Source organism: Paenibacillus lycopersici (assembly GCF_010119935.1).
Taxonomy (GTDB): Bacteria; Bacillota; Bacilli; order Paenibacillales; family Paenibacillaceae; genus Paenibacillus_Z; species Paenibacillus_Z lycopersici.
Genome location: NZ_CP048209.1, coordinates 2,504,185 through 2,530,790, shown reverse-complemented (window position 1 = coordinate 2,530,790; position 26,606 = coordinate 2,504,185). Strand labels below are relative to the sequence as shown.

The 26,606-nt window shown below is 53.7% G+C and carries 24 protein-coding genes, 2 tRNA genes and 1 pseudogene; 9 read left to right on the top strand and 18 right to left on the bottom strand.

Features of this window, described 5'->3' with window-relative positions:
* Positions 1–200: 200 nt before the first annotated feature.
* The gene (locus GXP70_RS11010; RefSeq protein ID WP_162356611.1) at positions 201–1,397 is read right to left on the bottom strand and encodes an MFS transporter; all 1,197 of its coding nucleotides are present in this window, start codon (positions 1,395–1,397) and stop codon (positions 201–203) included.
* Between the two features lie 20 nt (positions 1,398–1,417).
* A complete protein-coding gene (locus GXP70_RS11005; protein WP_162356609.1) occupies positions 1,418–2,674 on the bottom strand; it encodes an MFS transporter in 1,257 nt (418 codons plus the stop codon).
* A gap of 143 nt (positions 2,675–2,817) precedes the next feature.
* Here GXP70_RS11005 and GXP70_RS11000 point away from each other — a divergent pair, with 143 nt between their 5' ends.
* Both GXP70_RS11000 and GXP70_RS10995 read left to right on the top strand, forming a co-directional pair.
* Positions 2,818–4,284, top strand: a complete 1,467-nt coding sequence (locus tag GXP70_RS11000; RefSeq protein WP_162356607.1) for an aminotransferase class I/II-fold pyridoxal phosphate-dependent enzyme — start codon at positions 2,818–2,820, stop codon at positions 4,282–4,284.
* Between the two features lie 193 nt (positions 4,285–4,477).
* Entirely contained in the window at positions 4,478–4,897 is a 420-nt protein-coding gene (locus GXP70_RS10995) for a DUF1885 family protein (protein ID WP_162360426.1), read from the top strand.
* 77 nt (positions 4,898–4,974) lie between these two features.
* Here GXP70_RS10995 and GXP70_RS10990 read toward each other — a convergent pair whose 3' ends face one another.
* The 3 genes from GXP70_RS10990 to GXP70_RS10980 form a co-directional block, all read right to left on the bottom strand.
* A complete protein-coding gene (locus GXP70_RS10990; RefSeq protein WP_162356605.1) occupies positions 4,975–5,277 on the bottom strand; it encodes a DUF1292 domain-containing protein in 303 nt (100 codons plus the stop codon).
* 112 nt (positions 5,278–5,389) lie between these two features.
* Positions 5,390–5,959: a stalk domain-containing protein gene (locus GXP70_RS10985; RefSeq protein ID WP_162356603.1), complete on the bottom strand. Its 570-nt coding sequence runs from the start codon at positions 5,957–5,959 to the stop codon at positions 5,390–5,392.
* 264 nt (positions 5,960–6,223) lie between these two features.
* The gene (locus tag GXP70_RS10980) at positions 6,224–6,448 is read right to left on the bottom strand and encodes a hypothetical protein (RefSeq protein ID WP_162356601.1); all 225 of its coding nucleotides are present in this window, start codon (positions 6,446–6,448) and stop codon (positions 6,224–6,226) included.
* Between the two features lie 161 nt (positions 6,449–6,609).
* Here GXP70_RS10980 and GXP70_RS10975 point away from each other — a divergent pair, with 161 nt between their 5' ends.
* Positions 6,610–7,338, top strand: a complete 729-nt coding sequence (locus GXP70_RS10975; RefSeq protein WP_225442760.1) for an MBL fold metallo-hydrolase — start codon at positions 6,610–6,612, stop codon at positions 7,336–7,338.
* A 123-nt stretch (positions 7,339–7,461) separates the two neighbouring features.
* On the opposite strand, the gene GXP70_RS10970 is transcribed toward GXP70_RS10975, so the two are convergent.
* The 3 genes from GXP70_RS10970 to GXP70_RS29550 all read right to left on the bottom strand — a co-directional run bounded on the left by GXP70_RS10970 (position 7,462) and on the right by GXP70_RS29550 (position 8,368).
* Positions 7,462–7,728 carry a DUF3892 domain-containing protein gene (locus GXP70_RS10970; protein ID WP_162356600.1) on the bottom strand — a complete coding sequence of 89 codons (267 nt, stop codon included), beginning with the start codon at positions 7,726–7,728 and terminating at the stop codon, positions 7,462–7,464.
* A 142-nt stretch (positions 7,729–7,870) separates the two neighbouring features.
* The gene (locus GXP70_RS10965) at positions 7,871–8,122 is read right to left on the bottom strand and encodes a hypothetical protein (protein ID WP_162356598.1); all 252 of its coding nucleotides are present in this window, start codon (positions 8,120–8,122) and stop codon (positions 7,871–7,873) included.
* A gap of 81 nt (positions 8,123–8,203) precedes the next feature.
* A complete protein-coding gene (locus GXP70_RS29550; RefSeq protein WP_192043438.1) occupies positions 8,204–8,368 on the bottom strand; it encodes a hypothetical protein in 165 nt (54 codons plus the stop codon).
* Positions 8,369–8,525: 157 nt separating this feature from the next.
* On the opposite strand from GXP70_RS29550, the gene GXP70_RS10960 reads away from it, so the two are divergent.
* Positions 8,526–8,601, top strand: a tRNA-Val gene (locus GXP70_RS10960).
* Positions 8,602–9,442: 841 nt separating this feature from the next.
* Here the strand turns inward: GXP70_RS10960 and GXP70_RS10955 are convergent.
* Positions 9,443–10,036 carry a substrate-binding domain-containing protein gene (locus tag GXP70_RS10955; RefSeq protein ID WP_162356597.1) on the bottom strand — a complete coding sequence of 198 codons (594 nt, stop codon included), beginning with the start codon at positions 10,034–10,036 and terminating at the stop codon, positions 9,443–9,445.
* On the opposite strand from GXP70_RS10955, the gene GXP70_RS30295 reads away from it, so the two are divergent.
* Both GXP70_RS30295 and GXP70_RS10945 read left to right on the top strand, forming a co-directional pair.
* Positions 10,036–10,374, top strand: a complete 339-nt coding sequence (locus tag GXP70_RS30295) for an SDR family NAD(P)-dependent oxidoreductase (RefSeq protein WP_162360424.1) — start codon at positions 10,036–10,038, stop codon at positions 10,372–10,374. The genes GXP70_RS10955 and GXP70_RS30295 overlap by 1 nt on opposite strands.
* A 31-nt stretch (positions 10,375–10,405) precedes the next feature.
* Positions 10,406–11,157, top strand: a pseudogene (locus GXP70_RS10945) (SDR family NAD(P)-dependent oxidoreductase).
* 297 nt (positions 11,158–11,454) lie between these two features.
* Here the strand turns inward: GXP70_RS10945 and GXP70_RS10940 are convergent.
* The 4 genes from GXP70_RS10940 to GXP70_RS10930 form a co-directional block, all read right to left on the bottom strand.
* On the bottom strand, positions 11,455–15,981 hold the full coding sequence (locus GXP70_RS10940) for a DUF7948 domain-containing protein (protein ID WP_225442848.1): 4,527 nt from the start codon (positions 15,979–15,981) through the stop codon (positions 11,455–11,457).
* Between the two features lie 375 nt (positions 15,982–16,356).
* The gene (locus tag GXP70_RS30290; protein WP_404822353.1) at positions 16,357–16,656 is read right to left on the bottom strand and encodes an MOSC domain-containing protein; all 300 of its coding nucleotides are present in this window, start codon (positions 16,654–16,656) and stop codon (positions 16,357–16,359) included.
* Between the two features lie 113 nt (positions 16,657–16,769).
* Positions 16,770–17,117 carry an MOSC N-terminal beta barrel domain-containing protein gene (locus GXP70_RS30285; RefSeq protein WP_404822335.1) on the bottom strand — a complete coding sequence of 116 codons (348 nt, stop codon included), beginning with the start codon at positions 17,115–17,117 and terminating at the stop codon, positions 16,770–16,772.
* 1,187 nt (positions 17,118–18,304) lie between these two features.
* A complete protein-coding gene (locus GXP70_RS10930) occupies positions 18,305–19,291 on the bottom strand; it encodes a C40 family peptidase (protein ID WP_162356593.1) in 987 nt (328 codons plus the stop codon).
* A 204-nt stretch (positions 19,292–19,495) separates the two neighbouring features.
* On the opposite strand from GXP70_RS10930, the gene GXP70_RS10925 reads away from it, so the two are divergent.
* Positions 19,496–19,568, top strand: a tRNA-Val gene (locus GXP70_RS10925).
* A 182-nt stretch (positions 19,569–19,750) separates the two neighbouring features.
* On the opposite strand, the gene GXP70_RS10920 is transcribed toward GXP70_RS10925, so the two are convergent.
* The 3 genes from GXP70_RS10920 to GXP70_RS10910 form a co-directional block, all read right to left on the bottom strand.
* Positions 19,751–20,215 (bottom strand): hypothetical protein, encoded by a 465-nt coding sequence (locus GXP70_RS10920; RefSeq protein ID WP_162356591.1) that lies wholly within the window; start codon positions 20,213–20,215, stop codon positions 19,751–19,753.
* A 111-nt stretch (positions 20,216–20,326) separates the two neighbouring features.
* Positions 20,327–22,567, bottom strand: coding sequence for a glycosyl hydrolase family 28-related protein (locus GXP70_RS10915; protein WP_162356589.1), 2,241 nt, complete (start codon positions 22,565–22,567; stop codon positions 20,327–20,329).
* Between the two features lie 200 nt (positions 22,568–22,767).
* Positions 22,768–23,061 carry a phage holin family protein gene (locus GXP70_RS10910; RefSeq protein ID WP_162356587.1) on the bottom strand — a complete coding sequence of 98 codons (294 nt, stop codon included), beginning with the start codon at positions 23,059–23,061 and terminating at the stop codon, positions 22,768–22,770.
* Between the two features lie 159 nt (positions 23,062–23,220).
* Between GXP70_RS10910 and GXP70_RS10905 the strand changes: the two genes are divergently transcribed.
* On the top strand, positions 23,221–23,559 hold the full coding sequence (locus GXP70_RS10905; protein ID WP_162356585.1) for a L,D-transpeptidase: 339 nt from the start codon (positions 23,221–23,223) through the stop codon (positions 23,557–23,559).
* Positions 23,560–23,666: 107 nt separating this feature from the next.
* Positions 23,667–24,698: an S-layer homology domain-containing protein gene (locus GXP70_RS10900; RefSeq protein ID WP_162356583.1), complete on the top strand. Its 1,032-nt coding sequence runs from the start codon at positions 23,667–23,669 to the stop codon at positions 24,696–24,698.
* 282 nt (positions 24,699–24,980) lie between these two features.
* On the opposite strand, the gene GXP70_RS10895 is transcribed toward GXP70_RS10900, so the two are convergent.
* Together GXP70_RS10895 and GXP70_RS10890 are read right to left on the bottom strand one after the other, a co-directional pair.
* Positions 24,981–25,805 (bottom strand): SPL family radical SAM protein, encoded by an 825-nt coding sequence (locus GXP70_RS10895; protein WP_162356581.1) that lies wholly within the window; start codon positions 25,803–25,805, stop codon positions 24,981–24,983.
* A gap of 5 nt (positions 25,806–25,810) precedes the next feature.
* Positions 25,811–26,530, bottom strand: a complete 720-nt coding sequence (locus GXP70_RS10890) for a uracil-DNA glycosylase (protein WP_162356579.1) — start codon at positions 26,528–26,530, stop codon at positions 25,811–25,813.
* Positions 26,531–26,606: the final 76 nt, after the last annotated feature.

The following is a 26,606-nucleotide window of genomic DNA, read 5'->3' as shown; positions in this document are numbered from 1 at the left end:
GAAGGAGGATCCCAGCCGCCCGCCGAACACAAAGCAGCTTCGCCAGGGCCGATCGGCCTGGCGAAGCTGCTTTTGATCGTTCTGCTGTACTTTTATCGTTCTGCTGTACTTTCGATCGTTCTGCTTTACTTTCAATCGTTCTGCTTTTATCGCGGTGCATCACTTGCTCTGCAGCCGTATCCAAATCCGCTGCCCAAGCGTCAAGCCGACGCCGAAGATTCCACTTCCCCGCGCTTGCGGTCCAGGCTGCGGAAGCGGGAGAGGAACGCGAGCGCGGCCAGCGACAGCACGCCTCCGGCTACGTACGGCAGCGCCAAATGAACGGAGTAGAGGCCCGCGCCGACGAGCGGTCCGATGATACGGCCCAAGCTGTCCATCGACGAGCTCAGTCCGGCGGCGACGCCTTGTCCGACCGTCGTCCTCTGCGTGATCAGCGACGTCACGCACGGACGGATCAGCGCATTGCCGATGCCGAAGATCGCCAGGTAGATCGTCGCCGACAGGAGCGAATGCGCCGTCACCAGCAGCAGGAAGCCGATGGCGGAGATGACCAGCCCTGCCGCGATGTACGCGGGCTCCTGGCCTTTGCGGATCCGCCTGCGCACGACGCCGCCCTGGATGAGCGCGCCGACGAGGCCGCAAATCAAGAACATGAATCCGACCTGCAGCGGCGTCACGTCAAAGCGGCGAATGCCGAACAGCTGCAGCGTCGCTTCGAGCCCGGAGAGCGACAAGGAAACGAACAGCGCCAGCACGTACAAATATTTCAAGGAGCCGGTAAACGCGGTCCATCTGGACGGCTTGCGCTGCTGCTGCGCGCTTTGGCGGATTTCGGGCGTAAGCGATTCCGGCATCTTCGTCACGGCGATCAGGAATGTCGCGAGCGCAAGCGCCGCGGCCGCGAAGAACGGCGTATTCCGCGACACGAGGCTCAGCAGTCCGCCGAAGCCCGGTCCGATGGTGAACCCGAGCCCGATGGACATGCCGACAAGCCCCATGCCCTTCGTCCGCTGCTCCGGCGGCGTAATATCCGCCACGTAAGCGACGATGACGGACGTAACCGCGCCCGAGAACAGGCCGCCGATAATGCGCGACGCGTACATGATCGGCAGGCTGCCATCGGCGATGCCGAACAGCAAGAAGCTGGCCGCGAAGCCGAGCACGCCGATCAGAATGACCGGCCGGCGTCCGATCCGGTCCGACAAGCCGCCCCACAGCGGCGAAATCATAAACGATACGAGCGAATATAGGGAAAGCATCATGCCCGTATGGAATTCTACCGATCCCGGGCTCGCTTCATTAATAAGCTCCGGCAAGACCGGAATAATAATTCCGAAGCCGATAAATGTCGTGATCAGCATGACCATGACGATGCCTAAACGTTTGTCTCTGTTCATCTGTCTTCCCTCCACTTCGTTCATCGTACCACATCTGTCCGATGTCTGGTTATGAACAAATGAAGAACAAACAGGAGCAGCAGAACGGCTCCGCTGACGAGAAACGGCGAATGCGGACCGAGCTTATCCCAGAGCTTGCCGGATGAGATGCTGCCGAACACCATGCCGAGTCCCTCGATCGTGAGGAAGAATCCCCATACCGCGCCGCGCTCCGCTTTCGGGATCGCTTGCGCGATCAAGGCGTTCCAAGCCGGAATGATGCAGGCATAGCCGATGCCCACGAAAGCGACGATCAGCAGCACGAGCGGAAGCGACCGCGTATAGCCGAGCACGGCGAGCGAGACGGCCGCCGTCAGGAAGCCGACATGCAGGAACCATTTCGTGCCGAAACGGTCCACCCACTTGCCGACCGGGATCAAGCCCAGCACCGTCACCGCGCCTCCCGCGACGAGATACATGCTGTACTGCTGCGGCGTCAGATGAAGCACCGTTCTGGCATATTGCGTCAGCACGGGCGTCAGCAGACCGAGCGCGAAGTTCTGCGTGAACATTGCCGGATAGAGCAGCTTGCTCGCGTGCAGCGAAGCGCCGACCCGGGCGAAATACCGCCGCACGCGCTCCGTCCACGGCAGCTGCCGATGCACCTCATCCGCGTGACTATGAATTTCCCGGTTCTCCAGTGCCATCGATTGATGTCTGCCCGGCAGGAACAACGCCACGAGCACGACGACGATCATCATGCCGATCAGGATGCGAAACGCCGGCGTATACGTATGTACGATGAAGAAGTTAATGACGATCGGCCCGCAGCCGACGCCGGTCAGCCAGGCCATGTAGACGACGCTCATAATGGTGCCGCTGGATTCGTTGCCCGCAACGGTCGTCGCGCCGTTGATGACGCACGGCCAGAGCGGCGACGTCCCGATTCCGAGCAGCAGGCAGGCGACAACGATCCAGCCGAGGCCGCTCGTGAAGCTGATGATCAGCACGGATGCGCTCGTGAACAAGACGCCGAACAGCATGACATAGCGATAGCCGATACGGTCGATGATCCAGCCGAGCGGCGAGCGGAACGCGTTGTCTCCTATATATTGCAGCGCGAGCGCCCAACCGACCGCGTATGCGGTCAAGTCTAGTTCCTGCCGCATATAGACCGGCAGAATAGAGACGAGCAGCGCGCCTTTGACGAATTCAACCAGATACATGATGACGAGCAGCTGGACGACGAACGGCGACGACAGCACTTTCTTGCCCGCCCAGCCCTTTGCGATTTCCATGACGGTTCCCCTTCCAAGCCTAGTTCCGTGAAGGCTTCGTTGTTCTTATAGTCTCAACAAAAAGTTCGCTTGCAATCCCCCCTGATTTTGCTATACTGAGCTTTGTTTGTTAACAATCCACGATGAAAGGCTGGGATGAAGCAATGGATCATACCCGGACCCCGCTGTTCACCGCCCTGCGGGAGCATGCGGCAAAAGACCCCGTACAATTTCATATTCCCGGACACAAGAAGGGAATGGGCAGCGACCCCGAATTTCGCGAATTTATCGGCGACAACGCGTTGTCGATCGATCTGATTAATATAGCGCCGCTGGACGACCTGCACCAGCCGACGGGCGTCATCGAAGAGGCCCAGAAATTGGCAGCCGACGCTTTCGGAGCTGATTATACCTTTTTTTCGGTGCAAGGGACAAGCGGCGCCATCATGACGATGATTCTGAGCGTCTGCTCCCCGGGCGACAAAATCATCGTGCCGCGCAATGTGCATAAGTCCATCATGTCCGCGATCATCTTCGCAGGCGCCCGGCCGATCTTCATCTCGCCGGCGCGCGACGCCAACCTTGGCATCGACCACGGCATCACGACCCGCTCCGTACAGCGAGCGCTCGACCGCCATCACGACGCGAAAGCCGTACTCGTTATTAACCCAACCTACTACGGTATTTGCGCGGATTTGAAAGAAATCGTCGATCTCGTGCACAGCTACGATATTCCGGTGCTGGTGGACGAGGCCCACGGCGTGCTCATTCACTTCCACGAGAAGCTGCCGATGTCCGCGATGCAGGCCGGCGCCGACATGGCGGCGACCAGCGTGCACAAGCTCGGCGGCTCCATGACGCAGAGCTCGGTTCTCAACGTGCGCAGCGAGCGCATCAATCAGAAACGCGTGCAGACGATCATCAGCATGCTGACGACGACGTCGACGTCGTACATCCTGCTCGCATCGCTCGATACGTCCCGGCGTAATCTGGCGATCCACGGCCATGACATCGCAGAGAAGGCCATTGATTTGGCGAAATACGCCCGCGCCGAGATTAACAAGATGCCCGGACTCTACTGCATCGGCGAAGAAATTCTCGGCACCGAAGCGACGTACGACTACGACCCGACCAAGCTGACGATCCATGTCCGCCACCTCGGCATTACGGGGTACGAGACGGAGAACTGGCTGCGCGACCATTACAACATCGAGGTCGAGCTCAGCGACATGTACAACATTCTGGCGCTCGTGACGCCGGGGGATACGGAAGACTCCATCTCCAAGCTGCTGACGGCGCTGCGCGATCTGGCCGAACAGCATCAGGTGAACGAAGCGAACGAGCTCGTCGTGAAAATCCCGGAGATCCCGCATCTCTCGCTCACGCCTCGCGACGCCTTCTACGCAGACACGGAAGTCGTGCCGTTCAAGGAATCCGCCGGACGGATCATCGCGGAGTTCATCTACGTCTATCCGCCGGGCATTCCGATCCTGCTTCCGGGCGAAGTAATCTCGCAGACGAACATCGATTACATCGTCGATCACGTCGAAGTCGGTCTGCCCGTGAAAGGTCCCGAGGACCGCAGCATCCAATTCGTCAAAGTGATCGTCGAAGAAGAAGCGATCTCCTAGTCGCCTTTCCCAGTCTCCTATCATCGCCAAACCCCGGAAGCGCATCGGCGCAAATCCGGGGTTTTAATTTTGCGCTGCCCTCTCCTGCCCTTCTCTCGAACGTTCGCGCTCGCGCCAACGAGCCCCTTCTTCCATTTCCGCTTATTGTCAATCGAATTCCGGAATGCTATGATGTTGGAGGGGGTGGGCGATGATGAGTCAAAGCGCTTACATTAAATTCGTGCAAGGTTCCGCAGTCGAAGCTCTCAGCCTCTCAGAGGTGAAGGAACGGCTTAGCCGTTACAAGGAACAGACCGCGCTGACCGGCCGGCAGCTGGAATGGGATTATACGGAGGCGGCGTTTCCCTACACCGTCGAGACGAAGTCCGGCGAAGAAGACCGCTGGTTCTACCTGAAAGGCACAACGCCGCAATACAACTACATTATGTTCGGCGTCGGATCGGAGACGAACGGCGAGAAGACCGTCTCTCACGTGCAGGTCGTCCTGCCGGATGCCGCAACCCACGGCGACAAGTCCAAAGCGAACGAACTGTGCAAGTACATGGCCAAGCAGCTGAAAGCCGAGCTCATGATGTTCAACGGCCGAACGATCTATTATAACCCGCGCAAATAACGACTTGCCGCCTATGAATATGCAAACCATAAAAAAACTCCGCTGCCCTTCCGGCACCGGAGTTTTCGCTTTGTTTATTACAGTCCTTCGTTCTCGCGCTTCGCGATTTCTTCGTAGATCGCCGTTACGCGCTCCCATTCCGCATCGTCTTCGATGCCGACCAGGAATGCTTCTCCGTCTTCTTCTTCAATACGGAAAATAACGCCGTCGGCTTCCGGATCATTGCGGTCGAGCAGAACGGAATACACTTGCTCTTCGGATTCAAACGTAAAAACCATCACCATCTCGCGCTCGTTGCCTTCCTCGTCCGAGACAAGGAATACGTGCTCTTCATGGTCATGATCGTGGTTGCAGTTCTCATCATGCACGTGTTCGCTCATTGTAGACCCTCATTTCCATTCATTGATACCTTGCATCCGTATCGTAACATGGAACAAGTCTTCGGTCAAACGAAAGCGCTCCGGCCTGCGGGGCCGGAGCGCACTTGTATGATTATGAGGTTTTGGCCGTAATCGTCTTCTGCGAAACCAGATTCCAATCGTCGCTGGCGGTTACTTTCATAAAGAAGTTGATGGTGTATTTGCCTGTCGAAGCGAACGTATACGTATAGTCGTCCGTCCGGTACCAGAAGTTGTCCTTATCGACGGAAACGCTCTTGGACTGGATGACTTGCTCGACGCCGCCAGGATCGACGATCGATACTTTCACCGACGAAATATCGGTCAGCAGATTATCGATTTGGGCAAATACGGAGAATGTGATTTTGCTCCCTTTGACGACATTGCCGAAGATCGCCTTGTCTTGGAAGAGGAACATATGCACATTCGGTTTGTAAATCGTCACTTTCTTCGAGCCTTCGTCCCAGAATACGAGCGACTGCAGCGTATTGGCGACCTGCCTCGCCGATAAGTACGTCTTGCCGTCCGTAAAAATGCCCGCGTCCGCGATTTCCCCGCCGTTCACGATCACGCGCACGCGCTGGGCGGCCGAATCCGCGAACAGCATCGTTCCGCCCCATAAGGACAAGGCCAGCGTTGCGATCAAGAGTTTTCTGAACTTCATGGTAGTAGAACCTCCGTCCGTTTATCTGGATGATTGGTTATACTCGCCAAGACGTCCAAAGTTGCGCCAAACCAAAAAAATTTTTCCTGTTCGAGCCGTATGCTGTCGATACCCGTTGGCGGCGCAACGGGTCATCTGCCGCAATATTCGGACCGGGCTTGGGTTCTGCTTATACGTGCCTCGCCGCGGATGAAGCTGTCGTTTCCTGTTGGATTCTGCGCTTGCCCGGGAAATACGAAGCCTGACGATAATGCAGCCGGCGGCTTATACGTACGTTCGCGTCAAAATGCACGGCACGCCCTTGCCTATCGCACCCGGCTTCTGCATGCTTTCCAAATACTGCATTCCCCGCGCGCACGGCGTCTTGCATACGGCGCATGTGTCCGAAAGCACGATCTTCAATACGGCTTGCTTGCGTTCCGACGACGATTTCTTCTTGGCGTTCTTCCCTTTGCTCGGAGCCTTGCTTGGCGTTTTGCTTGGAGCCATAATATCCGCACCTGCCTATCTATGATCCGTTCCTTGCTATCGTATGTCGGACCGTCGGATGGGTGCATGTCTCCGATAGGAGCGAATAAATTGTTTTTCTTTCCATTTCCGAATAGAGATGATAAATTGAAAAGTATCGTAACGCATAGGAGGATGTCCGCTTGGATATTCAAATGCTTGGAACGGGCAGCGCGTTTGCCAAGACGTATTTCAACACCAATGCGCTGATCTACGCAGACCACAACACGCTTCTGCTCGATTGCGGCATTACGGCGCCGCTTTCGCTGCATCAGCTCGGCAAGCCGCTGAGCGAGATCGACGCCGTGCTGATCAGCCATATCCATGCCGATCATATCGGAGGCATGGAAGAGCTGGCATTCCGCATGAAATTCGTTCACGGGCGCAGACCCGTGCTCTATATTCCCGAACCGCTCGCCCAGCCGCTCTGGGACAGCTCGCTCAAGGGCGGGCTGCTGCAGGATGAATGCCCTTCGCTGGACGACTATTTCGACGTTCGGCTCATTCGGCCCGGCGCGAAGACGGAGCTGCTCCCCGGCCTTGCCGTAGAGCCGATTCAGACGGCGCATATTCCGAATAAAAACAGCTATTCGTTTCTGTTCAACGCTACGTTCTTCTATTCCGCCGATCTGATCTTCAACCCCGAGCTGCTGCGCAATCTGGTCGAGGAGCGCGGCTGCGAGACGATCTTCCATGACTGCCAGCTGAAACCGCCGGGCATTGTCCATACGACGCTGGACGAGCTGCTCTCCCTGCCGCTTCCGGTCCAGGAACGGATCTGGCTCATGCATTATGACGACACGAAGCCGCAATACGAAGGGAAGACCGGCGTCATGCGGTTCGTCGAGCAGCACAGGCGTTACCGGTTCTGACTGCTTCATAGCTGAGCGCTTCTATAATAGAAGCAATGACAAAAAGCCCGCGGAGCGGGCTTTTCTAATGGACTGCATGGAATTGGCTTCATGGATCGGAAATCGAGATTCGACGCTCCCGGGTCAGTAGTTCGGCAGTTGATCGAGATTGTTCGTCGGATCTCCGTCTGCATCGCCGCGGATATACATTTCGCCGTCGCGGCCTTTGAACACGTTCACGCCGCCGATCTCCCCGCTTTGCGCAGCCCCCAGCGCTTGTTCGTAATTCAATTCCCTGCCGGACGACGTTTTGAACGACATCAAGTCGCCGTCGCCGTTCTTGCGCGCGGCCACGAACGTCTCTTGTCCCGCGCCTCCCGCTTCATTATTCGGGTCATATTTGCGTACCATGGACGTTCCTCCTTTAATTTCCTGATGCCTCCGTAGCATGTCCCGCCAACCCGTCTCCTTATTCACGCCGATACGTCTCACGCCGCACGGCTTCGTGAACGGCAAAATGTCCGGCATGCGCTTAGGCACCCGGACAAAGCCTTCAATTCGTATCCAGTAGCGGAGGCTTCCGCTGCTCCTCGGTCGGTTCGCCCGGAAGCGGCGGAATCAGTATGCGCGGTTGATCGACAGGTTCGTAAACATCGCCAAACACGGATTGTTCTTGCGGATACACCGTCATAGTCACGCTATCGAACTTTTCGGTCTCCGGGGCCGAAACGGCAGCAGACGGACTGAGCTGCGAGCAGCCGGCGCACAGCACTAAACCGGCAGCAACGGTGAGACGTTTGATCATGGCTACCACTCCCGATCGTGAAAGCAATCTTTGGAATAGTATACCCGCGATTTGGAAATCTAACCCGTTCCCTGGAACGGCTTATCGTTTGTCCCTCGCTTCGGGAGGCAGCTTGCGCCTCCATACATATTGCTCGTCATAACTCGTAGAATCATGAATGACCATCTTCGCCACATACGCGCACACCGTACCGACAATCCCGAACAAACCGATCAGCCATACCGCCAGATAGGCAGCCTCCTCCACTAGACAACCCGCCCCTCCCGTAAATCCAGCTTGAATACACCTTATGCGGGCCAATGCGGAAATAGAATTCATCTTGATGAACATTTTTCGTCAATCAGGGTTGACTTCATCTTCGCGGTTTGATATATTAATACTTGTCACTGCGAAGAAAACACATGATCTGGTAGCTCAGCTGGGAGAGCACTATCTTGACAGGGTAGGGGTCACAGGTTCGAACCCTGTCCAGATCACCATAACAAAAACCGTAGAGCCCTTAGTATATAAGGGTTCTTTTTGTCGTTACAGGAGAATTGAAGCCATGATACAGAACGCTTGATGTAAAAATTGATGTAAATCTTCCCGGATTGGAACGTTCGCTCATATGAACAAACGATAGCTCGAACAGTATAACACCAAAAAAAGGATCATATCCACGCGGGTTTGGTGTTACCCTCCCTTGTGAACGTGATCCTTTATCAATTACGCGTTACGCGAAATTTGTTAATTATATTAACACTCGAAAGAGATATATGTGGTACTGTTATCTGCATAGTAATGTATTATCAAAGCGCATAGTTTCTCTGTGTCCCAAATATATCCCCCAGTATGCCTATTCTGCCCCACGCACATGAATGTGTTACCCCCTCGCACATAATTGCGACCATTTGAGATCTTCGCCGCCCACTATAAACATCATTTTCACTTGAATTTGTAATAGCATGCGTTCCCTTGCTTCAATTGGCTCTCACGTTTCCATTCGCTTCTGCTCTTTTTCGTTCTTTGATGTTAATGTTTTAAGATATGGTCAGCCCTGAGGACGGAAAAATTCAGAAGGGGCTTGTATGGAAGTTAGACAATTGAATAAGAAGACCATTATCAACGGAATGAAATGGGCTCACTTCTCATGCGACTTACAGCAACCTCATTTGAAATTGTTGCAGATACCTTTGAATAAAGCATTGGATACCTGCTGTTGATTGGTCTTTTAACGCGCCCACCCTAAGCGGAGTCGTTCCTGCTTCACCCCTTCGATCTCGATCTTGACGAGATCACCGTTCAAGGCGTGTGGGCTGTCGAAGAATGAAAAATCGTAGCCTACCGTTGCCGCCATGTTTCCTTCATGGCCATGGCGATCGCATTCTGATTATTACTTGTGAATTGTAAAATCAACGGGCCATGAGCCATGGCGAACTCACGTACGAAGTCCATGACTGGCGCTTCATCGTAGAGTGCGAATGAATGCTTTCGCATCTCCTCCGGCGTTACCTTCTTCTTGGCCGCAAGCGGCGACGTTCGCCATGCTCCCACAACGATTCGTCCATCCCAGATCGGCTCGAACAAGATCCCGGGGCCAATAGAAGATACATCTCCGCGAATGCCAATCAGTCCGATGTCCAGCTCATTCAGCCTAAGCTTATGCAGAATATCGTCCGATACCCCTTCGACAATTCGGAAGGAGATGTTCTGATATTCGCTCCTGAAGCTGGATACGGTCTGGACCAAAGAGTTCATCACGCCCGGAATCGCTGCCACCCGCAGCTCCGCATTCATGAATTCGGATAATCTCAGCGCCCCTTCCTTCATCTCTTCCAGCTTGTTCACCACTTCAAATCCCTTCTTAATGATCTCCAGCCCTTCTTTCGTCGGAATGGAGCCTGAGCGAGCGCGAATGAAGATCGTCAGCCCCAATTCGGACTCCAAAGGGGCAATCGACTGGAAGCCCGGACCATACGCTGTATGGCGCAAGCAAAGGGGCCGTTCGTACATTCACGAAGGATCTGGCACGAGAAGTCGCTGAGCATCAAGTACGCATCAATTCCGTCCATCCAGGCGTGATCCAGACGCAAAGGGGCGATGCCGTCGCAAATGGCATGCATGCGACGACGACGCAGCTATTCGCAGGAATCCCGCTCAAGCGAGTAGGAACGCCAGCGGAAGTCGCCGATCTGGTCGTATTCCTCGCTTCCGACGAATCCAGCTTCATCACGGGCGCCGAAATCATCATTGATGAGAGCATGAGCGCATAATCCATCACATTCCTACAGGGGGAAACGACATATGAAATTCAATAAGCAAGTTGCGATCATTACGGGCGGAGGCAGCGGGATCGGCAGAGAACGCAGCCTCAAATTCGCGCAAGAAGGCACTAAAGTCGTTGTCGCAGATTACAACGAAGTGACTGGTCTAGAAACGGTTGAAATGATCCGCACAGCAGGCGGAGAAGCGGCGTTCAAGCAAGTGGATGTCGGCGATTTCAAACAAGTCGAGGAAGTCGTTGAATTCGCGGCTTCCACGTACGGATGCTTGGACGTGATTTTTAACAATGCGGGCACCGGGGCCGGAAGCCCATTGCTAGAGCATACGCCAGAGATCTACCGCAGAGTCACTCGGATCAACCAGGACGGCTTCTACTACGGCATTCTGGCTGTGGCACGTAAAATGCAAGAGCTCGGAAACGGCGGTACGATTATCAATACTGCTTCGGTTATGGCTTATATGGCGAACGCCGTACCATCGGCTACAATGCCTCTAAGGCAGCAGTCGTCATGATGACCCAATGCGCCGCATTGGAGTTCGCACAATATAACATTCGCGTCGTTGCCGTAGCGCCAGGCTTCGTGCACACCAACATCCTTAAAGGCATGCAGGAAAGAGACATGGAAGATCCGATTGCTAAGAAGCCTATGAATGGACAGTTGCTGTACCCGGATCAAATTGCTAACACGGTATTGTTCCTGGCTTCCAAAGAAGCGAGCGGCATCAATGGCATCACGATCAAGGTAGACGACGGTTACGCTTCGTTCAAATAACCAAGCATCAATACAAAAGGCACCCATCGCGGGTGCCTTTTGTATTGCAGTTGCTGACAATCTTCATAAATGGTAAAAGGCCTTGGCACGGGTTGTTATTCTGGATGACGAGTCTTCTGACCGATCCGAATCTTCTTGTTCACTAATGATGGGATTGATCATGGTTCTTCAGCATACTTTACAACTCCGCTAACAAGTTCGGTTAGATTCGGATTTCCGAACAATATCATAACTGCAGGGACTTTCCGAACCGCGATAATACTAAGGTCGGCGGATCATACGGTTAGGCTGCATTCACTATTCTTCATCAACGACGACGCGGACGAAGGCGGTCGCTTCTAGCGTAGGCCCATTGGAGGACGAAGCGAACGCTCGGCTTGTTAGCACCGTGCCATCTTCTACGTCTGGAAGCACGAATGGGATACGGATCGTCACGTCCGCGTTTACGTCGAAGACAGCGGTGCCAAGCCGCAGGTTTAATAGCGGCGCGGTCAAGACGCCTTGCAGCAAGTCGACGTTGCCGGTGTTCTTCGCCCGAATCGAGAAAAATACCGTTTCTCCCGGATGCCCTTCCGTCCGATCAACGGTCTGAGTCAGGAGCGCGTTCGGCAATACCGCCGTTTCGATAAGCACCGTCTCTTGCTGCAGCGGCGTCTGATCGGAGAAGACGGCGAAGTGGTTGTTGAAGATCGTCGCGCCTGCTGCATCGGCCGGAACCGTGTAAGGCAATACGAATTCCCGGACCTCTCCCGGTCCGAGCATGGAAATGACGGCACTAAAGCGAAGCAAGGGATCAATGACGCGCACGTCCGTTAATGCCGTGTCAGCAAGATTGCGGACGGAAATCGTTTTCGTGACCGTCGCGCCCGGCACCGCAACCGAGGGATCCGCCGTCGCGGATACATCGAGAAGCGATCTCGGACGGGCAGCGGTGACGCGGGCTTCGCCAAATTCGCTTGTCACGTCGGGAGGTAGCTCGTTCCACGTAACCGTCGCGCGATTCGCGATAACGACTCCCTGTACCGTATCGGCAGGAATCGTAAACGTGAAGAAAGCGAACGCGACGCCGCCCGGCGCGATTACCGGGATCGTCTCTGAGCCGCCGGTAAGCGAATCCTGGATAACGACTCCCGTGGCGGGGATCGTACCCGTATTCGCGATTTCGACGGTATAGTTGACCGTCTCACCAGGTTGCGCGACGTCACGGTCGGGAAGTTTGCGGACGGCTAGCGTCGTCGAACCAGGCGCAGGGATGAACACAACGACGACTTCGGCAGACGTTCGCTGCACCGGTGTCAGATCCGACAAAACGACAAATTCATTCGAGATCACGCTTCCGTCTGCCGCTCCTGCAGGTATGACGAACGAGACGATGCGCGTAATCGAGCCGCCCGCGGGAATACTCGCTACCGTCTCGCTCAACCCGAGCTGCAGATCGGCCAGCATGACGTTCGTCTGGGGCACTGCGAGTAAGTTAATTACTTCTAACATATAGTTCACTGTCTCACCCGGCGCCGCGAAGCCGCGATCTGGAGACTTGGAAATCGCGAGACCTGCACTTGTCACGTTGACCGTCGATTCCACCTGCTGCGTGGCAAGCTCCGCCGCGTCGACGGAGAGCACGTTGACAATGATCGAGCCGATTTCGGAACCCGCCGGAACCGTGAATGGTATGTCAATCTGCAGTGTCTCCCCGACTTCCAAGCGCGGAACGATTCGGTCGAAGCCAAGAAGCGGGTCTGAGAACCGGACCTCCGTCAAGGGCACGTTGCCGAAATTCGCCGCGACAACCGAATAGATAAAGGTTTCTCCGACCGTCGCCGATTTGACCGAAGGCACTTTGCGTATGCCGAGCCTCGGCACCGCGATTACCGACACAGAGAAGCTGGCGAACACGACGTCCGTCTGAACGCTGACCGCGGTTGACGTGTTCGTGTAGCTTCCAGGCGGCGTCTCGAGGGGAACGACAAAGGAGATTTGGAATGTTTCGCTCTCCCCCGGCGCAAGTGACGGCATCGTCGTATTCAACCCTACGACATCGTCCGATACGACCAAATTCGTTAATGTATCATTGCCTGTGTTCGCCGCGACGATTGTAAATATAACGATCTCTCCAGGCGCAACGACGTTCCGGTCTCCCGTCTTCAAGAGCTCCAGTCGCGGTGCGGGCAGCACCTCCACGGCCGTCCCGACCGTAACCGGCGCGGGCAAGTTGTCGGCAGTAATCGTCACGACATTCGCGATCGTGAGACCAATCTGCTGTCCCTCTGGGATCACGAACGGCCAATCCAGCGCATAACTGGTTCCGACCTTAAAAACGTCAAGAACTTGATCCAATCCGAGCAAGGGATCGACGATTCGGACATTGACCAAATCGACATTTCCTTGGTTAATCAAGGCTATCGTGAAGACGACGGACTCACCTGGGGTTGCGGCGGACGGATTTACGGTCTTGCTCGCGACTATCCTCGGCTGCTCGACGACGAGAATAGATGCCTCCGCTATAATAGGCTGCGGAATCTGATCCGCCCGCACAAACGTTTCGTTCACAAGTAACCCCGGCTTTTGGCTTGGTGGAACGACGAAGGTTATCTCGAATATTTTGGTTTCGAAAGGCCCCAATTCGGGAATACGCGTAGTGAATCCGAGTAACGGATCATCGACCGTCACATTCGTCAGAGCAACGATATCATTCGTAATGTCAATGAAGAAGACGACAGAATCCCCCGGCCTGACTTCGAACTGATTGGAAAATTTGCTCACTTGCAAGGCGACCGCATTTCCGAATTTCGTGACGAATGCGTCGATACTCCGACGTGCGGGTTGGAAAACGCCGGGCGTCGTCGGGTAATTATTAGAGAAGGTCTGCCCAGTTACAAAGATGGCATCCGCAGGATCGACCGCGATACCGTTGCCGAAGTCGACCGAACTTCCGCCCAAATACGTGGAATACTGCGGAGCAGAACCAAAGGGATTAAGTATCGTGACGAAAGCGTCGGACTGGCCGTTGAAGGAAGATTGAAAGGCGTCAGGCGTAACCGGATAATCCGTCGCGTTCGTTTCCCCCGTAATGACGGCATTGAAGGAGGAAGCCAGGGCAATCGAGGTCGGTCTGTTTGCTCCATTCCCGCCGATGAGCGAAGAATAGATTAATTGACTTCCGGTCGGATTAAGCTTCGTGACGAAGATCATTGTATTCTTATCAACGACCGAGATAACAAACGCCCCTGGCGTCGTGGGATAATCCGCCGAATTGGTCGGTCCCGTCACGTATGCGTTTCCCGCATCGTCGACCGCGATCGCGTTAGGCGTATCGTTCAGCGTCCCGCCGAGGTAGGTGGAGTAGATCAAGCTTGTTCCGGCGGCATTGAACTTCGTGACGTAGCCGTCTATGCCCCCTTTTATCGCAATCTGAAAGGCACCAGGCGTTGTTGGAAAATTCTTTGCCACGGTCCCTCCGGTCACGTAAGCTTGGAAGGAGCCGTCCACGGCAATTCCTCGGATGTCGGTCGTTCCGTTGCCGCCCAGAAAAGTCGAGTAGATCAAGCCCGATCCCGTGGCATTCAGCTTCGTAACGAAGCCAATCGAGGCTGAGCTGGGAGAGACCGGCGCAAAAGCTCCCGACGTTGTCGGGAAGTCCTTGGAATCCGTCTGCCCGGCGACGTATGCGTTGCCGAAGGCATCGAGGGCGATGGCGGACCCGCCGTCTCCCCCAGTACCGCCCAGATACGTCGAGTATACGAGAGAACTCCCGCTGGGATCGAGCTTCGTGACGACCGCGTGCGCTCTCGTTGAAGCCGGAGCTGGCATAAACGAACCCGGTGTCGTCGGGTAGTCCAAGGAGAAGCAGGTCCCTGTTACATAAGCGGAGCCAGTGCTGTCGACGGCAATGCTTCTTCCGATATCCCGTGCGCTGCCCCCTAAATAAGTGGAATAGAGAAGCGCGGTTCCGGTCGCATTCAGCTTCGTGACGAACATATCCTCGGCGGTTCCATTTAGCGTGCTCTGAAAGGCTCCAGGCGTTACGGGAAAATTGGCGGACAGCGTGCTTCCCGTCACATAGGCTTGGCCGGCAGCATCCACCGCGATCGCAATGCCCTCATCCACGCCTGTTCCGCCAAGGAAGGTAGAATACTCGATGACGGGATCGATCACGAGAGGAAGCGCCTTCTCGTACGCGCCGAGCTCGAAACCGATCCAATGCTCTCCGTTCTTGCCGGACTCGAGCGTGTAACGGCAGTCGATCTCCTTGCGCTCGTCTTCCGTCACTTGATATGCGACAGGATGCCCATCGATCAGGATACCTTGCTCGGTCATGATGAGAAGCCGCCCCTCCTCATCAATCTCGATCTCGTCGGCGCCTTCGTAACGAAGCCGGATATCTTCCGTTCTGGCACCTGGGCTAACGATCCAATCAAACTTTAGTTGGCCCTCTTCGCCCCGGATCTCCACGTCAATTCCCGGCCATGGCTCCCGGTAAGCAGCCACGCAGTAGACGTCCACGCTCGCGTAATGGCGGCTCGGATCGCTGCCCTGAAAATAATTAAACCTCCCTTCCGCAAGAGAGGTGCCCTCGATTCTGCAAGGATCGCCGCGCCCCTCGAAGAGCATGTCTAGAACAATGCCTTCCGAAATGCGATTCTTGTCCGGCATCCGTTCTGACCGGAAGAACGCCAGACGAATGCGATCCTTCTCGAGCGAGCAGCGAAATCCAGCTGCGTGCGCCAGGTATTCCGTTTCCGGCCGGAATTGGCCGATATTGCGAGCGAATAACAGAGGTAGCCTGCCATATTGGTGATTGCTTCTGCGCGAGTCCTTCCTCACAGCGTTCAATGTCTCATCTCCTCTGCAATATAAGCATTTATCAAAGGGTATGAAACAAAACCTAGGAAATTGCCAATAATACGATGACCTTCCGGTCACCTCCCATCATTTCTCTTATAAAATCAACTCGTACACGCAAATTGCAAAAACGCCACGACCAAGAATGGTGGGAAAGAATTGTGCTTTATGACACAAATGATTATTTGGCATGTGTTTGCATGAATCAAATAAAGCTGGCAGGAAACTCCCCTGAGCTTATTCGAAATTCCCTAAGTAAACACTATTTTAATAAGAAATACTCGCTGGCAACAAGAAAAAAGCCACTTCCTGAATAAAGGAAGTGGCTTTTTTCTTAGAAGGTTCGTCAGAATCGAACTAGGCGATCGACACAGTGTCGCCAAGCCGGACTTGCCCTGTCCGGACGACGGAGGCATAAACACCAAACATCAAGCCAAATTCTCGGTTAACGAGCTTGAGCAAGGAAGGATCTTTCTTCTGCGTGTCCGGGTCCATTGTGATCACGACACATCGCTCGCAAAGGCTGTCAGCCTGCAGCTCGACTTCGCCTATCACAGTCCTTTTGCCAACCCATTCAGGTTCACTAGGTGCGCCATCGTTCAGTTTCAAGACGAAGTTTCCGCGAAAGCGCCGAGGGTCGAGCGGCTTGCCCCACATCGATTCGAGCATTTGTAGGGAAGTATCCGTAACGAGCAAAATGCTGGCGGCTTCGACCGAAAGCAACGGCACGTTCTTCGCTTCCGGATTCGGCGCCATGATGCGCGATAGCGTCAGAGGGGTCTTCGTCTGGCTTTGCAATTCGGCGGGCAAATACGCGTCCCAACCGTAGCGACGCCCGTCAGGGCTTGTAACCTCGATGCCCCATCGACGAAGCGAGCTTGATAGTTTAGCATATTTGGAATATTTCGCGCAGTAATATATTTGAACCAATCGGTTTTCGTTTCGTCATAGAACGAGCAAACCCGGTCGCCTCGCATACCGTAATGTTCGATGATACAGCTTTCCAGCCGTTCCCCGGCGAACGATTTGACCGGAAAACGGTAAATCTCGCTGATATGGCCAACGTTGATTGACACTTCGATATCACTCCGTTCGATTCCTTTTCGCAACACGTACATTGCACATGATTACGAAGACGGTTGCTTATGATGATAATTACGCCGTAGAAAAACGTTTCCGATTCTCACATTTGGCGTAATACAAAGCCGCTCAATACTTGAGAAGAGATACGAACTGTATGGTCATAATGCCGGTTCCTTCGTCGCCTGTACTTGTTTATCAAGTCGCGGCCGGCGAATTTATTGCACCAGAAAAGATGACACGATCACACACTACCAGTATTAGGTAAAAGACGATTAGACAGCTTCAAGACATTTGGCGAAAACCATTACCCTCAGTCAAGTTGCACTACTCGGTTTGTTATTAGCGCTCACTGGTTCAGGCGTGGCGGTTGAATCACCTTTGCAGTCAGGCTTGTCCCTTACTTGATATTCGGTCTGAACGTTCTTTCAATTCTACTGTCAGTCCTTCTTCTCGCCCGAATCACGATTCCTCGACAAAGCATACCCGAAGATGTACGAAATACGACCGGTATGTCCCGTTGGAAAGGCATGAATGAGTTTCGAAAGTTGATGCCGGGCTCATCCTTCATTCGGTGATTATCGCGTTCGTCCTATGGACCGATTGGCGACGGCATCTTTAACATTCTTATCAGCGTGTATGCCGTAAAGGCATTTCAGATGGGGATATCGGTATAGAGCTACTTTATGGCGCTCTTGGCTTGGGACTCGTATTGGGTTCGGGAGTTATAGGCAAGTTTTCGATGAATATGAAAATCGCACCAATCGCTGCATTGTTGCTGGAAGGTATTCTGAATATGATCATCAGCCAATCAAGTTGGCCGGGGCGGAGTTTGCATTTGCATGTTATAAGACCTTCAGAACAAAGGCTCACGGACCTTATTGCATAAATTGGGATTCGCTTGATTCAACGATGGTTCAAGAGGCTACCGCAGTTTTTGAATCCCGGCAGCCTGTCTTTGTATATTCGTCGTGCCAACGGTAAAAGGTTGGTTTGTTTACACCAGATAGCCGCGTTGCCTCGACTTCGCTGATTGCTCCCTTGAACCACCGTTTACGCGCCTCTAGGAACGCTTCCGTATACTTCCGTATAACTTTGAAACGGTCCGCCTAGGCCATCCCTTCGCCTTTCTTGCCGCCATGCTTTCTCTTGTGCGCGCCGCTATGGCTTCCCGCTTCATTACCGCGACATAGGAAAGCGCGTGAACAATGTTGAATAACAAGGACTACAGCACTCTGCGAGCCCACAAGATTCGCTTGTCCCAGTCTCCGATGAGCGACGTGATGGTCACGCCGGGATCGCCGTACGTTTGAATGACCTGATTGTTGCCGATGTACAGACCGACGTGGCCGACAATATCGTTGCTGCTGTATCTGCCCGGCGTATAGAAGAACACGATGTCGCCTTTCTTGAGGTTGCTCCTTGTCACGTATTGCCCGACCTTGGACTGCGCGATCGACGAGCGAGGCAAATCGATGCCGAAATGGCCGAATACATGCTGCATGAAGGAAGAGCAGTCGAATTTGTGGCTTTCCTCATACGGTGCGGCGTCGAATTTGTAAGGCACGTCCATGTAGCGCTTGGCGAAAGCGATAACCTCGTCGGCTTGCCCTTGATCGGTACTATTCGATTGACCGTTATTCGTTTCCGAAGCGGTATTATCCGACTGATCGGCAGCGTCCCCGTTATCGGAATCGACCGCTCTCGCCCGGAGCGTCGTGCCGGGCGCCGCCGAAGCCGGCGTCTTCTGCAGCTCTGAGCCGTGCGGCGGACCGACTACAACCGTGCGATGCGCGGCATCCCAATTCACTGGCGCCTGCAGCAGCTGCGACAGCGAACCGAGCTCAAGGCACAGCGATTGCCCGATCATGCGCGGAGCTTCGTTAAGCGTCACGCTGTCATTGCCGATCTTCGCCTGCTTGGAGTCGGCTGCGAATACGTACATCGGGTCGCTGAACCCCATCGCAGCCATATGGCTGCCTCCCTTCAGGTTATACCGGTAATTAAGCAGCGCAGCCGCCCGTTCGGCCGGAATCCACACCTTGCCTTGATCCAGCCAGTGCTCCGATTTGAATACCCGCGCATCGCCTTCGGTTCGAAGCTTAATGACGTTGTCAGCGACGTTATTCGTCTTCGCCCCGTTCGTGTTTGTATGCGATGCGCAGGATGACAGCAGCATGGCTATGGCCGTCGCGATTACGTACTTTTTCATTCGTATCAAGTCCCCCAACTGTCGTTGTCCTCGGATTAGGATGTTTTTCCATACGGGGGATAGTTTGACCTGAGCGGGTTACCGGTATGCACCTGGATCGTCGGCATCCAACAACATTCTTATTTAACATGAATAAAAACTATTGCACAATTCGCGAATCCAGGTTATAATCGTTTTTACGAGAAAGCGATTCACTTTCAATATGATCTGGTAGCTCAGCTGGGAGAGCACTATCTTGACAGGGTAGGGGTCACAGGTTCGAACCCTGTCCAGATCATACATGCAAAAAGCCGCAATGCCTTGATATTACAGGGTTTGCGGCTTTTTCTTTTGTAACGGCTAAGCTGATTCAGCTTGCTTCAGCTCCAACTTGGCGCGAAGCTGGTGCAAGTCATGTACGGTTGCTTTGCACAAGAACTTGCCCCGAAAATGCCTCTGACGCATCCTGCCGGACGACAGCTAACGGTTAGGGACGCTCTTGCTGATTACCCAGCGAGTGAATTTCAAGTGATACCACAAAATCAAAAAGATAAATGGATAAAGAACCGCCGAATACCGCCACGTCCAGCCGTTGTAGTAGAAAACGCCGGTTTGTCTCGATAACTGCTCGTAGAGAACCGAGAAGGCATCCCAAGCAAGCAAGTAAGCTGTAATGCGAAGAAATCCCTTTCCGGCCGGATAAAGATTCAGAAGCAAATAGTTTAAACTTGGATATAGTCCAAGAAGCGCTATTAACGTTTGCCAATCCACGCCTTTATTAAAATAACCGTATAAATCATATTTCAAATCCAAAAAGATATTAGTCATGCACTCAAAATATAACCCAAACAAAGTGGCCGCTAACACTTCGATCCACGTAAGACGCCGGGGAATCAAGAAACAGGCCGCGTACACTACAACTACGGAGACAATTAATATTGTCATCGTACACCTCTGAATGACATTTTTAATACCTTCCCCTGTATTCACCATGGTTATTCTTGGCGTTATACCTTGGTGCCGGTTATTAATGTGCCTACGATTGCCGGGCATTGTTTAAAGCCGATCAACTACAAATCTATTCCAGCGGGCAGCTGATTTCGGTGATCCTGTCTTACTGAGACGTATGCCAACCCCGTTTAATAATCCGAATTTTTCAAAGTCGTTTGTTGACATGATGTACGTATTCAACAAACTATCATTGATAAGCACTTTAATCGAATTACCGCTGCACGCTAACTTGAGTGAGTAATATTGGTTGTCGTTAAGCGGATACGAGCCGCTTGCCAAGTCAGTCGATAAGCCTGAATCGACTTTTACTAACCTGACCCTGTTGTGATCTAGGATAGCATAGAAATAATTCGAACTGTCGGCGTACCTCACGACAATTCCAGGACGGCTGTTATTGGCAATGTCGGATACAGCCCCCTTAAGATTACAAGTTACAGCGTAGTTAGTTACTACAGCGGGAACAACCGCCATGTCCCGGTTGGCGTCCGTTACAGAATAAGCCGTATTGTTGCTAATACCGAACACGCCAATAACGCTAGACCATTGCGTTCCAGAGCTTGTCGAACCTAATGAAGCATTATTATTCGAGCGGTCATAAAAATCATACACCACAGTATCAGACCTTGATGACAATTGTCCGGAATCACTTACTTGCAATGTATAGACTAGACCATTGGGCGAATGCAATATTGTCTCTTCATCCGTGTTTAACCGTACGAATCCATGACTCCCGTCTTTTTTCTGCACTGAAACGTAGATCAGATCGTTTGAATCCGAGCCGCCCTTCACGATCATCCTCTCACCACGATTGGAAGCAGTGGACACCGGCAATTTGCTTACGATCACCTTTGGGTCGATCCAATTTAATCCGTCGAACATGCGATTATTAGGCAGTATTAATGATTTGGTATCCAAGTATGAAGTTATTACAGCGTCGCCTTTGAAATTGTTATCGCGAATAAGAACAATCCCCGTATCGTCTGTGCAGTTGAAGATGGGTACTGTCGAATTGTCTTGGTCATTGATAAAAGTACAACTGTTTATCTCTGCAAACTCTGTCCCTCTCAACCGAAATATAATGCTGCTCGCTGGAGAAGTAGTCGAACTCGAATTTCGTTTAAACACACAGTTACTGACGACAATTCTTTTATTCTTAGCCCCAACATTCGAGAAGATTTGCGCTTCACAACGATCAAAATAAAGATCATTGAGAAATAATTCAGTCGCTCCCTCCTGACACATGCTTATATTCCCGATGCTCTGATCCAGCGGCCCCACATAGCCTCCATTTATTTGAAGCAAGGAGCGGACGGTTCCATCGCTAGCGGAGAATTTGCCGCAATTAAATATCGCTCCGCCTTTCAATTGCCGCACATTATTGACCTGGACGTTCGCGACAATCAATTCTGCATCACGGCTATCAATGACTCGACAAATCTGATCATCAATCGTGGATTCCACGCCATCGATCGTAACATTGGCGATATTAACGCGGCCGCATGTCGAGGCGATAATAGCCCCCCGAATATTTTGGAAAATTAAATTCGTTATATTAATATCATGCGTGGTTATACCTCTGAGGTTATAAATATGCAGCGCATGTCCGTTGCCGCCTACAAACACGATATTAGAGCCTTGCACATAATTGACAGCCTCCATGTAAATTCCATGGTCGTGGTTATCCGTTTCAGTTTGTAGCGGCATTCCAAGGTACAGGTTTTCGAAGTACAAGTAATCTGAATCCCCTATATAAATAGGCTGGTGAGTGAATACCGTCGTTAGTTCCTTCAATCGTATTCGGGCTGAATTGGTATCTGCTTTAATAAGGTATTCTAACTTTTCGCCATAGAGATCAGAGGCTTCGCAATCGGAACAATTAGAAAAACGAACCGCAATGATGTTCGACGAAGAGCCGACTCGACCGCTTAATCGGGATTGATCGTTCGTGGACGAGAAACGAAACCCACTAATTGTAATGTCACTCTTTCCAGTTGCGTAAAATATATTACGAATTTTCCCCGCATTGCTAGCCGTAGTAATAAGAGTCCCATTCCCTAAAATTTCAATGTGAGACGGAACATTGATTTGACCGGAAATCAAATAGCCGCTTGCGGTCGGCGGAAGTCTAATGCCCTTCAACCCGTTTTCAGCGGCATAATCCAATGCTTTTTGAATGAGCTGCGTATCATCTGTTTTACCGTCGCCTACCGCCCCAAACCATTGAGGCAAGACGTGAGTGCTATTCAGCGCTTGCATCGCTTGAACTCCTGCCTTGTCATCTTGCATACAGCCTTTCCTCCTCTCTACTAAGCTATTCTACTTCCTTTGAATTCGTGCCATGTTCTTAAACAACCAATTCCGTCCCAAGTTACATTCAGTCCTTTTCTTGGCCTCCGCTCACTCACATAAAAAAGCCTATGCAGCGCTGCATAGGCCTTCGTCATGCAATCAACAATAGCTGTGAGCCGGTCGTCGGCGAACGAAATTTATTGCTGGCCTGCGCTGCCTGAATCGCCGCCGGAAATGCCTTTCTGGGCTTGTTTGAGCAATTGGCTCCCATAGACGGAAACCGCGCCCGTAATGATGCCCTGCAGCACGCTTTTGACCTCGAAACCGAGCGTGAACAGCGTTACGACGACCGCGAACAAAGTAATGACATAGACGATCGACCAATCCGGCACGCGCGGCGTTTTCTTCAATATATAGCCCAGCACCCAGCATGCAACCAGTACGATATACAACGAAGGATCGATCATATCCTGAAGCTCGCTAAAATCCATCCCTATCAACCTCCATTTTTTAACAGTTTATGAGAGGGTTGAAACGATGGTGCAAGCTATTTCATCATCTTCCCCGGGCATCGGCACACCGACTGACAACGTGACATCCAATCCCCTCCCGCGCGCCGTTCATATGATATCGTCAAGGAGGGATGGAATATGCCCAATTACCGGATCATCGTCGACTTGTCGGATCGCCAGCTCTACTTGCTCGACGGCAACGTCGTCGTCAGAGGTTACCCGGTAGGCATTGGCAAAATGCTTACGAAAACGCCGACCGGCGACTATGAAATCATCGACAAGCAGCCTAATCCCGGCGGTCCGTTCGGCGCGATGTGGATGGGACTGTCCAAGCCGCATTACGGCATTCACGGCACGAACGACCCGGGCTCCATCGGCAGGGAAGTATCGCACGGCTGCATCCGCATGTACAACGAGGATGTGCTGGGCTTGGCGGCGATCGTTCCCCTTCGCACGCGCGTAACGATTAGGCCGTAGCCGATTTTCAAGCGGTCGCGTTCCCGTTCTTGCAACCATATGCGAGCGGGATGCGTCTACATAGTTGAAACAGGCAAGCCAAATTCATGCAAATCGAGGTGGAAAGAATGAAGAAAGCATTAACGGCCGCCAGCGTCGTCCTGCTGCTGTTCGTTGCGCTCGCGCAGTCGGTGTGGGCATTCTCCGATACGAAAGGCCATCCGAACGATGCCAAAATCGCCGCGCTTCAGAAGCTTGGCATACTCTCGGGCAGCGACGCGAAGTCGGACCATTTCGATCCGAACGGCAAGCTTACTTACGCTGCGGGCATTTCGATGATCGTTAACGGCCTGGGCTTGAACATCGACGACATCCGGTTCGTCAAAGAACCGAAAGTCACGGACAATTTCCCGAACATGAAGGATGATGCCTGGTACGCGAAATCGTTGATTATTGCGGCCATGAACGACCTGAACATTCCGCGGGAAACGAAAGCGAACGACCCGATGACGCGCGAGCAGTTTGCCTATCACTTGATGCAAGGCGTGCTCAAGATGGGCGATTATGCCTTCATCGACATGTATCTCCTGCTTAAAGACGAAGCCGACGTCAATCCGAGCTATATGGGCAATATTCAGAAGATGCTCTTAAGCGGAATCGCCAAGCTGGACGATACGCAGCTCTTCCATCCGAAGGATGCAATAACGCGCGGCGACGCAGCCGGCTGGTTATACGATGCCATGCAATTCGTGAACAAGAACAAGCCGAGCGAGCCGCCTGTCGATGAGCAGCCGTTCCCGCTAACCGATCTGAAGCTGACCGCGAACGCGGTCAACGCGGACGCCAACGAAGTCACGATCACGGCGCAGGCGCCTAATCCAGGGTACGGCATGCGGATCGCTTCGATATCCTTCGAAGGCGATGAAGCGGTCATCCAAGTCGAGCCGGTCTATCCGGACAAAGACAAACAATATGCGCAGGTGATTACGGAAGTGAAAGCCGTCACTTACGTATCCGCGGCATACAAACCCGTGCTCGGCCAGAACGGCGCGAACAACGGCGGCGGCGTCTCCGGTGCCACCGGAGACGGCGAATCAAGCGGCGCTGCGAGCGGTTCGACCGGCATTATCGGCAGCGACGGCGATTCGCAGAATGATTAAAGCGGCCGATGACTAGGAAAGGCTAGGTAATGACTTGCTTACGACCATTCCATGATCAGGCAAGGTTAGGTACGGAGCTCGGACTGTTTACGGGCTAGGTACGGGCTAGGTACGGACTAGGGATGGACTGGATACGGATTAGGTACGGATTAGGTACGGACTGGGCATGGATTAGGTAAGGATTAAGTGCAGATAGCTGGGCAGTTGCCCCTTCTTAAGCGCATGCTGCTACGCAGACGCCGAACAGCCCGGGCAGATGACTGCCCGGGCTGTTCGGTATGATCAGGGCAGGAAGCCTTCCTGCCCGAAATAGACGCCTGACGGCATCAGCGCTCTCAGCGCATGCACGAACGCATCCGCCGTCGCCGGCGCGTAGCGAGCTTCCTCGCCCAGCTCGCGATAACGCTCGGCCATCCGCAGCTGCGCGGATCGCTTCCCTCCGCTGCCGTCGCCGCGGAAGAAATCGTCGACCACGACGCGGTCGACGGCCTCCGCGATCAGCGCCGGGAAAGCGTCGCTGCATGGCAGCAGCGGCGATACGGCCGCCTGCGTCGGGATTCCCGCTTCCCGAAGCTCGCGGATCGCCCGCCATCTGGCCGCGAGCGGCGGCGCGGACGGCGTAAGCGCCTTGCGGACCGCTTCGAGATCGGTCTCTACCGTCATGCTGACGCGCACGCGATCGCCGAGCTGACGAAGCAGGTCGATATCCCGCACGACGAGCGGACTGCGGGTTTGAACGAGCAGGAACTGCGGAGGATCCTCCGCCATCGCCTCAAGCAGCCGGCGCGTCAGCCGTTCCGCATGCTCGGCAGGCTGGTACGGATCCGTCGCGGAGGACATGAAGACGGTCACCCCGCCTTTCGCGATCGCTCTCCGCCATTCCCGCCGGAAGCCCGCGCCCTCGCTATCCAGCGGCTTCGCTTCCACCCACTCGCCCCACGGGCTGGGCTTGAACAGCGCGACCGGCATGCGCCGGACATAGCAGTACGAGCAGCCGAACGTGCAGCCGACGTACGGGTTCAGCGTATATGCGTAGCCGGTCAAATACCCCGATGCCGGATTCAGCCAACGTACCTGCTTCTTCTTCGCGTTCACCCGATCCGCCATTGCGTTCACGCCTTTCCGGCTGCCGCTGCTGCCGCTTCCAATGCCGCCAACGGCGGAAGTTGCCAATCGATCTCACTGACGCCGAAATCGCGCAAACAGGCATTGATGGCCGAATAGGGCCGGCTGCCGAAGAAGCCACGACGCGCAGACAGCGGGCTCGGATGCGCCGAAGCGATAACCGCATGGCGCGCCGTGTCGATCAGCTTTTCTTTCGCCTGCGCATGCTTGCCCCAGAGCACGAAGACAATCGGCTTCTGCCGCTTGTTCAGCTCGGCGATGACGCGATCCGTAAACCGTTCCCAGCCCAGCCCCTGATGCGAAGCCGCTTCACCGTCTCGAACGGTCAACACCGTATTCAATAACAGCACGCCCTGCCGCGCCCAGGTCACCAGACAGCCGTGATCCGGCATCTCGCAGCCAAGATCGCTCTGCAGCTCCTTCAGCATATTGAGCAGCGATGGCGGCTTCTTCACGCCGGGCAGCACCGAGAAGCTGAGTCCGTGCGCCTGACCCGGGCCATGATACGGATCCTGGCCCAGAATGACGACCTTCGCTTCGGCATACGCGGTATAGCGGAACGCATTGAAGATTGCGGACTGGGCCGGGTACACGTTCCCCTCCGCATACTGAGCCGCAAGCGTGCCGAGCAGTTGTTGAAAGTACGGCTGTTCCATCTCGGATCGCAAGACGGCCGACCAATCATTGTCAATGGATGGTAATGGCATTGCTCCTCACCTCTTAACGAGAAACCTCCTGAACGTCATCGCTGACAACCGGTCAGAGCACGCCCAGGAGATGCAT